Source organism: Paenibacillus zeirhizosphaerae (assembly GCF_030705605.1).
In the GTDB taxonomy this organism is placed as follows: Bacteria; Bacillota; Bacilli; order Paenibacillales; family Paenibacillaceae; genus Paenibacillus; species Paenibacillus zeirhizosphaerae.
The window spans coordinates 403306-417122 of sequence record NZ_JAPCKK010000014.1; the positions used below are offsets into that span (position 1 = coordinate 403306).

General features: G+C 51.5%; 14 protein-coding genes and 1 other annotated feature. Of the genes, 1 reads left to right on the forward strand and 13 read right to left on the reverse strand.

All coding sequences use genetic code 11. The features are described 5' to 3' along the window. The 6 genes from carA to lspA all read right to left on the reverse strand — a co-directional run bounded on the left by carA (position 1) and on the right by lspA (position 5959). Positions 1–1137 carry a glutamine-hydrolyzing carbamoyl-phosphate synthase small subunit gene (carA, locus tag OIN60_RS09010; RefSeq protein ID WP_305754520.1) on the reverse strand — a complete coding sequence of 379 codons (1137 nt, stop codon included), beginning with the start codon at positions 1135–1137 and terminating at the stop codon, positions 1–3. 55 nt (positions 1138–1192) lie between these two features. Then, positions 1193–2512, reverse strand: a complete 1320-nt coding sequence (gene pyrC, locus OIN60_RS09015) for a dihydroorotase (RefSeq protein WP_305754521.1) — start codon at positions 2510–2512, stop codon at positions 1193–1195. A 53-nt stretch (positions 2513–2565) separates the two neighbouring features. Beyond that, positions 2566–3483: an aspartate carbamoyltransferase catalytic subunit gene (locus tag OIN60_RS09020; protein WP_305754522.1), complete on the reverse strand. Its 918-nt coding sequence runs from the start codon at positions 3481–3483 to the stop codon at positions 2566–2568. Continuing rightward, complete coding sequence (pyrR, locus tag OIN60_RS09025) at positions 3480–4037, reverse strand: bifunctional pyr operon transcriptional regulator/uracil phosphoribosyltransferase PyrR (RefSeq protein WP_305754523.1); 558 nt, start codon at positions 4035–4037, stop codon at positions 3480–3482. The genes OIN60_RS09020 and pyrR overlap by 4 nt, the downstream gene beginning before the upstream one ends. Before the next feature lie 466 nt (positions 4038–4503). Next, entirely contained in the window at positions 4504–5469 is a 966-nt protein-coding gene (locus OIN60_RS09030; RefSeq protein WP_305754524.1) for an RluA family pseudouridine synthase, read from the reverse strand. Next, positions 5462–5959 (reverse strand): signal peptidase II, encoded by a 498-nt coding sequence (gene lspA, locus OIN60_RS09035; RefSeq protein ID WP_370872443.1) that lies wholly within the window; start codon positions 5957–5959, stop codon positions 5462–5464. The genes OIN60_RS09030 and lspA overlap by 8 nt, the downstream gene beginning before the upstream one ends. A 195-nt stretch (positions 5960–6154) precedes the next feature. Here lspA and OIN60_RS09040 point away from each other — a divergent pair, with 195 nt between their 5' ends. Continuing rightward, positions 6155–6886, forward strand: coding sequence for a TraR/DksA C4-type zinc finger protein (locus OIN60_RS09040; protein WP_305754525.1), 732 nt, complete (start codon positions 6155–6157; stop codon positions 6884–6886). Positions 6887–6895: 9 nt separating this feature from the next. On the opposite strand, the gene OIN60_RS09045 is transcribed toward OIN60_RS09040, so the two are convergent. From OIN60_RS09045 to OIN60_RS09075, 7 genes are all read right to left on the reverse strand, one after another. Continuing rightward, positions 6896–7192 (reverse strand): DUF5665 domain-containing protein, encoded by a 297-nt coding sequence (locus tag OIN60_RS09045; protein ID WP_305754650.1) that lies wholly within the window; start codon positions 7190–7192, stop codon positions 6896–6898. A gap of 245 nt (positions 7193–7437) precedes the next feature. Next, positions 7438–10527: an isoleucine--tRNA ligase gene (gene ileS, locus OIN60_RS09050; RefSeq protein ID WP_305754526.1), complete on the reverse strand. Its 3090-nt coding sequence runs from the start codon at positions 10525–10527 to the stop codon at positions 7438–7440. Positions 10528–10595: 68 nt separating this feature from the next. Next, positions 10596–10873: a binding site (T-box leader), on the reverse strand. A gap of 85 nt (positions 10874–10958) precedes the next feature. Then, a complete protein-coding gene (locus OIN60_RS09055; protein ID WP_305754527.1) occupies positions 10959–11468 on the reverse strand; it encodes a DivIVA domain-containing protein in 510 nt (169 codons plus the stop codon). Positions 11469–11592: 124 nt separating this feature from the next. Then, positions 11593–12375, reverse strand: a complete 783-nt coding sequence (locus OIN60_RS09060) for a YlmH family RNA-binding protein (protein WP_305754528.1) — start codon at positions 12373–12375, stop codon at positions 11593–11595. Between the two features lie 9 nt (positions 12376–12384). Beyond that, on the reverse strand, positions 12385–12648 hold the full coding sequence (locus OIN60_RS09065) for a YggT family protein (protein WP_305754529.1): 264 nt from the start codon (positions 12646–12648) through the stop codon (positions 12385–12387). A gap of 7 nt (positions 12649–12655) precedes the next feature. Then, complete coding sequence (locus OIN60_RS09070; protein WP_305754530.1) at positions 12656–13117, reverse strand: cell division protein SepF; 462 nt, start codon at positions 13115–13117, stop codon at positions 12656–12658. Beyond that, on the reverse strand, positions 13108–13809 hold the full coding sequence (locus OIN60_RS09075) for a YggS family pyridoxal phosphate-dependent enzyme (protein WP_305754651.1): 702 nt from the start codon (positions 13807–13809) through the stop codon (positions 13108–13110). The genes OIN60_RS09070 and OIN60_RS09075 overlap by 10 nt, the downstream gene beginning before the upstream one ends. Between the last annotated feature and the right edge of the window lie 8 nt (positions 13810–13817).

The window sequence follows — 13817 nt, forward strand, 5'->3', positions numbered from 1 at the left end:
TTAGCGGACTCCTTTCCCGGCAGCCGCAATAACGACTTGGCGCGGCTGCTCCGGATGGTTTTGTTTATGCTCCCGGATCATTTCGAGGAAGCGGTCGAATAGGTAGCTGTTATCATACGGGCCCGGTGCCGCTTCAGGATGGTACTGCACCGAGAAAACAGGATATTTCCTATGCTTAAGACCTTCGACGGTCTTATCGTTATTGTTGATATGGGTAACTTCCAGATCCGTGCCACGGATGGATTCCTCATTAACCGTGTAGCCATGATTTTGTGAGGTGATAAAGCAGCGCCCGCTTTCCAGCTCCTTCACCGGATGGTTACCCCCACGGTGGCCGAACTTCAGTTTTTCGGTATCTGCTCCGGCTGCCAGTGCGAACAACTGATGCCCCAGACAGATGCCGAACATCGGATATTCGCCAAGCAGCTCGGCAATGGTGTTCACCGCATGAGGAACGTCTTTCGGGTCCCCGGGACCGTTGGAAAGCTGGATGCCATCCGGATTCAGCCTGCGGATTTCGTCTGCCGTAATATCATGCGGCACAATCACCACGTCGCAATCCCGTTTGTTCAGTTCACGCAGAATGCCGCTCTTGGCACCGTAGTCGATCAGCACGATCCGCTCTTTATTGCCCGGGCTGCTGTATACATGACGTGTAGACGTCATTGGCACCTGGTTGCGCAGCTCGGCAATTGTCGTATCGTTCATCATTTCCATCAATTCTTCAACCTGCTTGGAGGAAGTTGTCAAAATGCCTTTCATCGTACCATGATGGCGGATAATCCGGGTGAGCATGCGAGTATCGATATCGCTGATGCCGACAATACCGTATTCCTTCAACAGATCATCTACGCTGTACTGCGCACGCCAATTGCTTGGAACAGGCTCGTAGCGTCGCACCGCAAAACCATGCACGTAAGGACGCACGGATTCAAAGTCGTCACGCGTAATTCCATAGTTACCAATCAGCGGGTACGTCATCGTGACAATCTGACCGCAGTACGATGGATCTGTCAGCACCTCTTGGTAGCCTGTAATCCCTGTATTAAATACGACTTCTCCTGTCTTCTCACCTTCAGCGCCGAACGCCGTGCCGGTGAACAGCGTACCGTCTTGAAGCAATAATCTTGCCTGCATCCCGTTCTCACTCCTCAAAATTATGTCTTTATATAGTCGTTTTAATATAGTCGTTTTATTGTACGTTAGCGGTCCATACTAACCGGCCGTCCACCCAGGTCTTTACGGGCCAGCCTTTCAGCTTCCAGCCTGTGAAAGGAGTGTTGCGGCCTTTGGAAGCAAAGGTTTGCGGATCAACCGCCTGCTCGCTTTCCAGATCGATCATCGTCAGATCGGCAGGCGCCCCTTCTTCCAGACGCCCGGTATTCAGACGAAATACTTTGGCAGGGTCTGCGGTCATGCGCTTCACCAGAAAATCCAACGTCCATACTCCAGTTGCCACGAACCGGGTATACAGCAGCGGAAAAGCCGTTTCAAAGCCGACAATGCCGAACGGCGCCAACTGCATGCCTTTCGCCTTTTCTTCCTCGCTGTGTGGAGCATGGTCCGTAACAATGATGTCAATCGTTCCGTCCTGCAGTGCCTCAATGCAAGCCTGCACATCTCGGGGCGAACGCAGGGGAGGATTCATTTTCCAGTTGGCGTCCAGCCCCGGAATATCTTCCTCGGACAGCAGAAGATGATGAGGGCATACCTCCGCGGTTACATTGATTCCGATCTCTTTCGCCTGACGGATCAGTCGAATCGATTGTTCCGTGCTGACGTGGCATACATGGTAATGCACGCCTGTCGCTTCGGCCAGCAGGATGTCCCTGCCGACATGAATCGCTTCCGATTCGTTCGGAATGCCCTTCAAGCCGTGGCGTCTGGCAAATTCCCCTTCCGCCACCGGAGCTCCTTCCACCAAGGTGTTATCCTCACAGTGTGCAATCACCGGCATATCAAGCGCCGCCGCCTTGTACATGGCATCCTTCATCATCTGCGCACTCTGCACGCCAACACCGTCGTCTGTGAACCCGATGGCTCCTGCCTCTTTTAGCGCTTCAAAGTCCGTCAATTCCCGTCCCAGCTCGCCTTTGGTAATGGCAGCATACGGAAGCACCTTGGCCAGTCCCGCCTCCGCAGCTTTATTCAGCACCAGCTTTACGGTTTCCGGATTGTCCGTAACCGGACGTGTATTCGGCATGCAGGCAATCGTAGTGAATCCGCCTTTGACAGCCGATCTACTGCCGGTTTCAATCGTTTCTTTGTATTCAAAGCCCGGCTCCCTAAGGTGAACGTGCATGTCGATCAACCCGGGAATCACCAGCTTGCCTTGAGCGTCAACCTTTTCAATACGTTGTTCTTCAACCGGTGTACTGGAATCGAACAAAAGACTCACTCCAGCGTTTGCATCCACGATTTTTTCGATTTTACCATCTATGATCAGAATGGATTTACTCTCCAGCTTCCCCTGTTCATTTAATACACTTGCATTTGTAATCAACTGGCCCATATCTCTTATCTCCTCCGCTTCAGGTTGTATGCTTCCTCATCCGGCCATCCTGCTTACAGCTTCATCGCCCGTTCCATAACCGCCATGCGGATGGGAACACCATTAGCCATCTGCGGGAAGATACGTGACTGCTCACTCTCCACAACCGCATCGTCGATCTCTACATTCCGGTTCACCGGCGCCGGGTGCATGATGATCGTGCCTGGAGAAAGTCTATCCGCTCTCTCCTCCGTAAGCCCGTATTGCTCCCGGTAATACTCGGCTGATTTCAGCATTCCTTCCGCGTGCCGCTCAAGCTGTACCCGCAGCATCATTACGACGTCCGCCTTCAGAGCTTCTTCCATCGTTACATAAGGAGCATGCTCTGCCAGCTCAGGAGCCTGCATATTTGAGGGTGCACAGAAGCTCACCTGCGCTCCGAACTTTTGTAGGGCCCACAGGTTGGAACGCGCCACCCGGCTGTGAAGCACATCACCGATGATGGAAACGCGCAGCCCTTTCAGCTCTCCGAACGTTTTGCGCATGGTGAACAAATCCAGCAGGGCCTGGGTCGGATGCTCATTGTTGCCGTCACCCGCATTCACCAAAGGCACGTTCACTTTTTCCGCAAGCTGCTCCAGCACCCCTGACGGCTTAAGCCGGATGACCCCGGCATCAATGCCCATCGATTCAAGCGTCCTTACTGTGTCATAGATGGACTCTCCTTTTTCTACGCTGGATGCCGCTGCGGCGAAGTTAAGCACCTGCGCTCCCAGACGCTTCTGCGCCATTTCGAAGGAGAAGCGTGTGCGTGTGCTGTTCTCGAAAAACATGTTGGCTGCGAAACGGGACTGCAGGACAGGTACGAGCTTTTGCGGCTCAGACTCCCAGTAAGCTGCACGATCAAGGATCGATTCGATTTCATTGCGGCTCAAGTCTTTCAGGCCGAGCAGACTGCGGTCCTTTAATTTGCTGGCTATTGCTGTCGTCATACCTGATCCCCCCGGTTCTGAATGATCTTCACTTCATCCTTGCCGTCTGTTTCTTTCAACGCGACAACGATTTCTTCCGATTTCGAAGTGGGGATATTTTTACCTATATAGTCAGGGCGGATCGGCAGCTCCCGGTGTCCACGGTCAGCCAGGACCGCAAGCTGGATCATCTGCGGCCGACCGCAATCCATCAATGCGTCCATAGCCGCACGGATCGTCCGTCCTGTATAAAGAACATCATCGAACAAAATGACCTTTCTGTCATGCACCGATACACCCTGGTTATTCATGATAAGCTGCTTGCTGCAGTCCGTCTCGACGAAGCCGCTCCGGTCATCACGGTACGGGGTTACATCCAGCTCGCCCCAAGGAATTGGAGCTCCTTCGATCTCTTCAATTTTGGCCGCCAGTCGCTTGGCAAGAAACACGCCGCGTGTGCGGATACCTACCAGTACACAGCCCTGGATGCCTTTGTTCTTCTCCAAAATCTCATGTGCAATCCGGGTCAAAGCACGGCGGATTGCCGGCTCATCCATCAATACATTGCTGTTCATGCTTCCAGCCTCCTCGGGTAATGGTCCCTCCAGATCTGGTCCCGTGACGGATACAAAAAAGACTCCTCACCTGAGTCGGCAAGGAGTCCTGATCGACAGCCTTCTGCTGTCGTCCTGATCTCATTCGAACACACTGAGGGCATACCGCCGCAGCGGAAGCACTTCAGTGATCCATTCACGTTACCTTGCCAGCCTCACGGGACTGATTTAAAGGTGCTATTCAGATTTCCTTTATCACAATTTCGTATGATAAATTTCATCGTATCTACACGAATTATGACAGAAAGAAATTTCACTGTCAACACCTTTGCCTACCGGGGACCGGAAGCTTTTAAATAATTATACGATATATCTGTATATTTATCCATATTTATTTTTATTAGATATTGAGAAACGCAAAAAAACCGCCTTTCCAGGCGGTCTGATTCATTTCTTACATCAAAATAACATAAATATAGACTGCATATTACCGGCTGCGTAGTGAAGCCAGCACATCCTCCATATCCTGCGGAAGCGGCGCGTTAAATTCCAGATCATCACCTGTTACTGGATGAACAAAGCCCAAAACTGCAGCATGAAGCGCCTGGCCGTCCATGCGTATACCTTTGCTGCGGCCATACAGCGGATCGCCAACCAGCGGATGTCCGATAAATTTCATGTGGACCCGAATCTGGTGCGTTCGTCCGGTTTCCAGCTTCAGCTCAAGCAACGTATAGTCCCCGAATCGCTCCAGCACAAGAAAATGGGTAACAGCATGCTTGCTGTTCCGGTCGGTGACCGTAAACATTTTACGGTCACCGGCGTCACGACCGATCGGCGCATCCACCGTACCCTGGTCATGGCTCAAATTACCGTGCACAAGCGCAACATATCGGCGGTTAACGCTATGCTCCTTCAACTGTGCAGCCAGCGAAGCGTGAGATTTGTCATTTTTCGCGGCCATCAACAGCCCCGACGTGTCTTTATCAATGCGGTGCACAATTCCCGGACGAAGCTCTCCGTTGATGCCTGACAGGTCGCGGCAGTGATACATCAGCGCATTCACCAGTGTACCGGAAGCATGTCCGGGAGCAGGATGTACGACAAGACCACGCGGTTTATTGACCACGATGACGTCCGAATCCTCATAAACGACATCCAGTGGTATATTTTCAGGGGCAATATCTACGCTCTCCGGCTCTGGCACGCTTAACTCAATACGGTCGTTTTCCAGCACCTTGTAATTGGCCTTCACCGCTGCTCCATTCACCAGCACGCGCCCGTCTCCGATCCATAGCTGAATCTGGGATCTGGATACATCGGTCATTCTGTCCGCTATGTACTTGTCAATACGGTTCTTGGCCGCAGCGGGGTCCACTGTCCATTCCAGCAGTTCCCCACCTTCCTGCTCTTCCGTATCCTCGGAAATGTTACTTTTGTACTCTTCACTCATGCGTGTCCGTTCCTTCCATGCTGCCGTTACGCTTTTGTCGTCTTGTATCCAGCAGAGTATCTAATATGATGATTGCCACCCCGACCACGATTGCAGAGTCAGCTATGTTAAAAATCGGGAAGGTGTAGCTTCCAAAGTTGAAGCGCGCAAAATCAACGACCTCCCCGGCAATAGCCCGATCCAGGAAATTGCCGATAGCTCCGCCCAGCACCAGACTTAAACCAAAAGGAAGCAGCTTCTGCCCGTTGCGGATCGTTTTTCTCAAATACCAGATGATAGCGATCACTACAACCACTGTAATGACAATAAAAAGCTCGCGCTGCCCCTGCAAAATGCCAAATGCGGCGCCCCGGTTTCTGTGCGAAGTAATCTGAAAGAAGCTGCCGATAACCGGAATCGTCTCACCCAACTCCAGCCTTGTTGCAATCAGATACTTGGTCCCCTGATCCAGCAAAAATACAATAAATGCCACTACATAGTAAACCACCATTGTCACTCCGATCCCATGATTCCGTTACTGAACTTCATTTAGACCCATTTATTGTAGCATACGGGCCAGAACATCGTCCACGAGAGGCATTCCGCACCAGCCCTGATATAAATTCCCTCCGCTAAAAAGGAAGCCCGCAGCATACCCTATGAACAGCCGCCACCCATGGTCCAAATTCTGAAAGGAGATACCCCCATGTCCCCACTTACCGAGCAGCAGTTGAATACGCTGCGCAGCGAGCTGTTAAAGCGCAAGCAGGATATTGAACACCGTCTGCATGAAGGCGACGGACATCGTGGCCTGGCAGACAGTCAGCGTGCACAGACTGGTGAGTTGTCACCGATCGACAATCATCCGGGAGATCTCGGCACAGAGACCTTCGAACGTGCCAAGGATTTGGCGCTTGTCGAGCATGATGAATTTATGCTTGAACGCATAGATTCAGCTCTGAAAGCCATGGAAGACGGCACCTATGGCATCTGTGCCGCCAGCGGAAAGCCGATCCCTTATGAACGTCTTCTGGCTGTTCCTTATACTAAATATCTCGCCGAGTACAACCCGGAGCAGCAGGTGAGCAATAATCGACCTGTGGAGGAGGAGTTCCTTCATCCCCCGTTCGGCCGCTCCAGTCTGGATGAGGACGAATACAACGGTTTTGACGGAGAGGATGCATGGCAGATCGTTTCAAGCTGGGGCAATTCCAATACGCCCGCCCTATCTGAAAACCGTGAAGTTCATAATTATAATGAAATGGAAATTGAAGACGGCGACGATAACCAGGGTTTTGTAGAATCCTACGAAAGCTTCATCGCAACAGATATTCATGGTGAGCATGTCACTGTCGTGCGCGGACCGATGTACCGTAAATATATAAGCCAGGGTGAGGGTGAAGCACTGCTAGAGCCGGATGATACCACCGAAAAGTAACTTATCCCGCTAATACGTCGTCAGCTCAAGCTGGCGCTGTACAATCCGCACAATATCGGCAATGTAATCCCCGATAATGGGAAGATTTAATTTGCCAAGTATTTGCAGTACGTAAATAATAGTGGCCGCAAAAAAAGTGAAGCCGATCGCGATTCCAACCCCTCTGGACGTTCCTGCCAGCAAATTAAGCCAAATCAGCCGCCAGGGCCTGTTCAGCAGCATGGCATATTCGGCAACCCGGGACAGCTCCATCTTGTCGGCGAGCCAATGTGGGCTTCCGAAGCGTCTTCCCGCATGCTCCCGCATGAAGGCCGTTCCGGGCCTGCCCTTACCACGGATATGATGTGGCTCTCCTGCACGACTCCTTCCACTGACTCGCCCGCGTTGACGTCTCCCCTCAGCCATCTCCAACACACACCTTCCTAATTTAAAGTAACTGCCGGGAACGCATAAACGAGCCGTGCGGAGAGCGAATATCGTATTCGTCCTCCGAGCACAGGCTCGTTTTGCCAAAGTTCATTCTATTCTATTATGCGCCGCAAGCTGCAGCCTTATTCCGCGATATAGACTCCAATTGTTTTACCGCCAGCTTCAACCCGCTCCATAGATTCGATGCTGCCAAAGGCAAGCTCTGTCACGAGCACGTTGTCACGGAGCACATTCTCAAACCGTTCGATAGCCGCTTTAAGCTCCGAATCTACGTCCAGTGTAAGAGCAACCCGTTTCTCAATGGGGAGATCCAGCTTCTTACGGTAATCCTGAACGACACGCACCACTTCCCGTACCCAGCCTTCCTGCTCCAACTCGGGTGTCACATCAGTGTTGAGGGCAACCGTCAGACCGTATCCGGATGCGGAAGCAAAACCTTCCTTCGCCTTTTTCTCCACCAGCAGCTCTTCAGCTGTCACCTGCAGCTCCTCTCCTTCCGGAGAAACAACGCCGAACACGCCTTTTTCCACCACGGTGCGCGTTTCGTCCGCAGACATGCTTTTGAACAGGTTTTGCAGGAAGCCGACATTTTTACCGTATTTTTTACCTGCTACCTTTAAATTCAGCTTCAACGAGAAGTCTACAAAGCCGCTGTCATCGGTCTCTGTATGAATATGCTTGACATTGATCTCGTCTTTGATAATTTCCTCATAGTCCGACAAATCAAAATCACGGTCCATGGAAACAATCAATTCCGAAAGCGGCTGTCTCGTCTTAATGGCGGTTTCGTTGCGCACGTTACGCGCAAGCTCCACCACCCGGCGTGCAGTTTCCATGTCCTGTTCCAGCTTGGCATCAATCAAGGACTCGTCGGCAACCGGGTAGTCATCGAGATGTACGCTTTCGCCGCCACTCAGATTCAGGTAGATATCCTCAGCCACCATAGGTGTGAACGGAGCCAGCAGCTTGGAGGTGGTCAGCAGAACATGGGTCAGCGTCCGGTATGCGTCCAGCTTGTCTTCAGTCAGCCCGCTGCCCCAGAAACGGTCACGTGAGCGGCGGATATACCAGTTGCTCAGTTCATCCACGAAGGCTTCAATCGCCTTGGACGCGTTCAGGAAGTCGTTCACAGCCAAGCCTTTATCGACAACCTTGATCAGGCTGTTCAGGCGGGACAGAATCCAGCGATCCAGCTTGTGGCTTGAAGGCTTGAAAGAATGCTCCGCCGGATCAAAACCGTCAATCGTCGCATATAGCGTCAGGAACGCATGGGTATTGACCAGAGTGTCCACCAGTTTGGACTTCGCCTCCCCGACAATCCCCTTCGAAAAGCGTTTACTGTTCCACGGTGCACTGTCCGACAACAGCGCCCAACGGAAGGCGTCCGTGCCATATTCGTCAATAACCTCCCATGGGTCGATCACATTGCCCTTGGATTTGGACATTTTCTGCCCCTGCTCATCCAGCACATGGCCTGTGGCCATAACCGCCTTGTATGGCGCATTGCCGGTCAGCAGCGTCGACACGGCGAGCAAACTGTAGAACCAGCCTCGTGTCTGGTCGATACCTTCACAGATCATATCAGCCGGGAACTGCTGGGCAAATGTGTCCTGATTTTCAAACGGGTAATGATACTGCGCAAACGGCATCGATCCGCTGTCAAACCAAACATCGATCACTTCCGGGGTACGGGTCATTTCATACTTGCCACAGGAGCTGCGGACCTTAATTTGATCCACATACGGTTTATGCAGCTCAATGTCTTCAGGAACTTCGCCGATAGCGCGTTCACGAAGCTCTGCGATGCTATGCGGGGCAAATTGTTCTCCGGTTTCAGCACATGTCCAGATGTTCAGCGGTGTGCCCCAATAGCGGTCACGGCTGATGTTCCAATCGACTAGATCCTCCAGGAACTTGCCGAAGCGGCCCTCACGTACATGCCCCGGATACCAGTTCACTTCGTTATTGTTGGCAATCAACTGGTCCTTGATCGCTGTCGTTTTGATAAACCAACTGTCCATTGCATAATAGAGCAGAGGTGTATCACAGCGCCAGCAGAACGGATAGCTATGCTCGTATTTTTCTTTGCTGTAGAGCAAGCCTTTGTCAGACAACAATTTCACAATATCTACGTCGCATTCTTTCACAAAGCGGCCTGCCAAATCCTCGACCTGATCCGTGTAACGCCCCTGCAGATTCACTACATTGATAAAACCGACGCCGTTCTCACGGCACACTCTATAGTCGTCCTCACCATGGGCAGGCGCCATATGCACAATGCCTGTACCGCTGGTATCCGTTACAAAACCCGCACCGAGAATCGTATTGCCTTTCTCAACCTGAACATAGTTAAACGGTGGTGCATAGGTTTTGCCGACCAGCTCCGAACCGAGAAGCGTGCCGATGATTTCGTAATCCCCGTTCATTACTTTCTCCACGAGGTTCTTGGCGACGATATATACTCCGTCCTCCTGCTTGACTCTCGCATACTCCATGTCCGGATTAACCGCCAGCGACGTATGTCCTGGCAGCGTCCATGGTGTGGTGGTCCATGCCAGTACAAAGTCGCCGCTGTCATGCAGCTTGAATTTGGCAGTGGCGCTCAGATCCTTGACGTCCTTATACCCCTGAGCTACCTCATGGGAGCTAAGAGTCGTCTGACAGCTAGGACAGTAAGGACTCACACGGTGGCCACGGTAGAGCAGGCCCTTGTCATGAACCGTCGCAAGAATGTTCCATACGCTCTCGATATAGCTGTTCTCCAGGGTGACGTATGGATGATCAAGATCGGTCCAATAACCGATCGCCTCGGTCAAATCCCTCCACTGCTGCTCATATTCGAATACGCTCGCTTTGCACTTCTTGATAAACTCTTCAACGCCGTACTCTTCGATTTCGTGTTTGTGCGAAATGCCGAGCTGCTTCTGCACACCAAGCTCAACCGGCAGGCCATGCGTATCCCATCCGGCTTTACGGATGACACGGTAGCCCTTCATCGTCTGGTAACGGCCGACGAAATCCTTGATGACACGGCCAAGCACGTGACCAATATGCGGTTTGCCATTTGCTGTAGGAGGTCCCTCGTAAAAAACGTAATTCGGTCTGTCCTCGCGATTCGTCATCGATTTGCGGAACGTGTCATTTTCCTTCCACTTATCCAGGATCCGCAGCTCGCGGGCCCGCGCCTTTTCTTTAACATCCACTCTTTGCATGTAAAATCATCCTTTCGTCTCTATGATCACTTTGTGCTGAAGACCGACAAAAAAAGCCCCGTCCCTGTAGAAGGGACGAGGCTCTGCTCGCGTTACCACCCTGATTCCGTCTCCTGTGAATCCCTTCGCGGGAGCACACAAGGCTAACGGCGCTCATATCCCCGCCCGAATGCTGCGGGGAGCCGATATAACGTTCGGCATACGGTGATCGCTTACGCACGCCGGGGCGCTTCAGCTCACTTCTCCGGGAAGATATTCAGTCATGTTCTGCACATTGGCTTGCACCTGAATGCCAACTCTCTGGGGAACAAATTCATGACTTACTGGGTCCCATCACGGAATTTTTCATGTAAACGTGACAATACGTCCTGCTATAGTGAAAAAATATAGCTTACTTATTGTCAAAAGTCAATGGCCGCAAGACGATACCATCAGTAAATTTCTTTCATTTCCCGCTCACGTTCCAAAACCTCACGTTCACGGTTCTCCAGCGCTTCCCATCCGTCCTGGCTAAGGAGATCCAACTGAGCTTCAACCAGCGTGCGGAAACGGGCACGGTAGATGGAGGCCTGCTTCTTAAGCTCTTCCACTTCCAACGCAATCTTGCGGGATTTCGACAGAGCCTCGTTCACGATGCGGTCAGCGTTCTTCTCCGCTTCCTTCACGATTAGCTGCGCCTCTTTCTTGGCGTTATTCTTCACCTCATCAGCAGCTTCCTGGGCTACAATGATGGTTTTGCTCAGCGTCTCTTCAATGTTGGAGAAGTGATCAAGCTTCTCCTGAATCGTCATCAGCTCGTTGCCGAGCTCCTTGTTCTCGCGGATTACAGCCTCATAATCCTTGATCACCTGGTCTAGGAATTCGTTCACCTGGTCTTCGTCATAACCGCGAAGCCGGCGTGCAAACTCCTTATTATGTATATCCAATGGGGATAATGGCATGATGTGCACCTCCTAAAAGATTGGTCTTCTCCGCAGTTCTTCATATTCTGTCATCGGCCAAAAAACGAGGGGTTGTTGTTAGCATAACCAATTCGACAAAAAGAAATAGATTCCTGCCTTATCTTTATACAAATTTGCCGATCATTACACGTTGTCTTCCTTTTTTCGTCAAACCACCGGTTTCCAATATCTTAAATCGCCCAAAACCCTGAAAAGAAATAACGTCCCCTTCTTGAAGAGAAGTCGCAGGGTTTTCTTCCGCCTTCCAGTTCACACGACAGCGGCCCGCCCTGATCGGAGCAAGCACCTTGCTGCGGCTGAGCCTGTACACGTCACTGACGATCGCATCCAGCCGGAGGGACGCTACTGTGAATTCCATTGTTTCCAACGATCCCGCTTTCGCCTGTAGCTGATCCGGCGGCAGCAGGTCACTGTGCACATGCACCCGATGGACCTGCTGAAGATGCATCGTTAAAAAAGGACCGATATCCGCTGCCGTAACGATATGGCATCCATCATCAAGGACATGAATATCTCCTATTTTGCCCCGTTTGATCCCAAGAGCCAGAACTGCTCCCATATAATCGCCGTGCTCCAGCTCCCCAATTTTCTTGTCATCAGAGGATATGGCCAATACCTGCATGTCCATCTCCTCATCCTCCAGGTAACTGTAATCCGGCGCCACAAGGGCACGCTTGCGTTCCGCCGCTTCATATCCGCCGTCGAAGCGAATCTGTACGTCATTGCGGCGGGCAGCCAGCGTGCCCAATATGTAAGCCTGACGAGGGTCCAGAAAATCGGTCAGCTTATGTTCGTGAAATTGCCCCGCTCGCTCTACCCACTCCCAAGCCCGGTCGACAAATTCCTTCTCGTCCGGGTGGAAATGGGCATAAATTTCGGTTCGCATGTAAACCTCCTAGACGATATAGCCGATCAGCGATACCAGACCATAAGAAGCCATATTCAATACAATCAAGGCTACGATCGGCGAGATGTCGATCATCCCGAAGATTGGCGGTATAAACCGGCGAAACGGCGCCAAATAGGGTTCCACCAGCTTGCCCAGTATTTCCCCTATAAAGCTTTCCCGCGCGTTGGGAAGCCAGGAGAGAAGGACGTACACGATAATCATGTACTGATAAATTCGCGCCAGTAAGTATATAATTTGCTCAACAGGCAAAATAGGTTCACCTCATTCTATCAAGTTCTGTTTCTGTCTCAGCCAATATTTCCGTTATGGAACCCTGAATCTCCACCGTATCCGGTGTGCAGAGAAAAATATTATGGCCGACTTTTGAAATGCCCCCATTTACGGCATACACCGTACCACTCAGAAAATCAATAATGCGGAGAGCCTGATCCTTGCGAATACGCTGCAGGTTCACAACAACCGAACGATGGGAACGGACATGGTCGGCAATCTCCTGTGCCTCGTCGTATGAGCGAGGTTCATACAGGACGACCTTCACATTTTTCTGGGAATGGATGCTGACCACATTGTTAACCACATTGCTGCCCCTAGGGTTTTTACGTTTGTCAAAGCTGGGGGTTTCAATTTCTTCATCCTCTTCGGGCAATCTTTCCCGCTCTACGACTTCTTCCTCCTCCTGCAGACCGAGGAAGTTCATAAATTTATTCATTACGCCCATACTTCATCCTCCTCTTTTCCCACCAGAATGGAACCGAGCCGCAACCAGGTTGCGCCTTCCTCCACAGCCACTTCAAAATCATTAGACATGCCCATGGACAATTCCTTAAGCGGTTCTGGAGTAAGGGCTTGTCCGTTCAGCTCATCCCGCAGCTCACGCAGACCCCTAAATACCGGGCGCGTCAGCTCAGGATCGTCAACATGGGGAGCCATCGTCATCAGTCCGACCACCTGCACATGCTTCAGACCGGATATGTCCTTCAAAAATGCCGCGGCTTGGCCTGGCTGCAGGCCGTGCTTACTCTCTTCCCCCGAAATGTTGATCTGCAGAAAGGTCTTAACCGTCAAATTCATATCTGCCGCCTTCTTCTCCAGTTCCTTGGCAAGAGAGAGGCGGTCAAGCGAATGTATATATTGAAATTTGCCGATAATGTCCTTGACTTTATTCGTCTGCAGGTTTCCGATGAAGTGCCATATTCCACGGTCTCCAAGCTGCTTCCACTTCTCTTCAGCCTGCTGCCAGCGATTCTCCCCGACATGCAGGAGGCCGCTGTCCAACACAGAAGACATCGCTCTCCCGGATACATATTTGGTAACAGCGATTATATTTACTTCTTTACGAGCCCTTCCACTGCGCAGACAGGCAGCTTCCACACGCTCATTCACCTTCTGAATCCGATCTCCCAGCGACACGGGAAGAT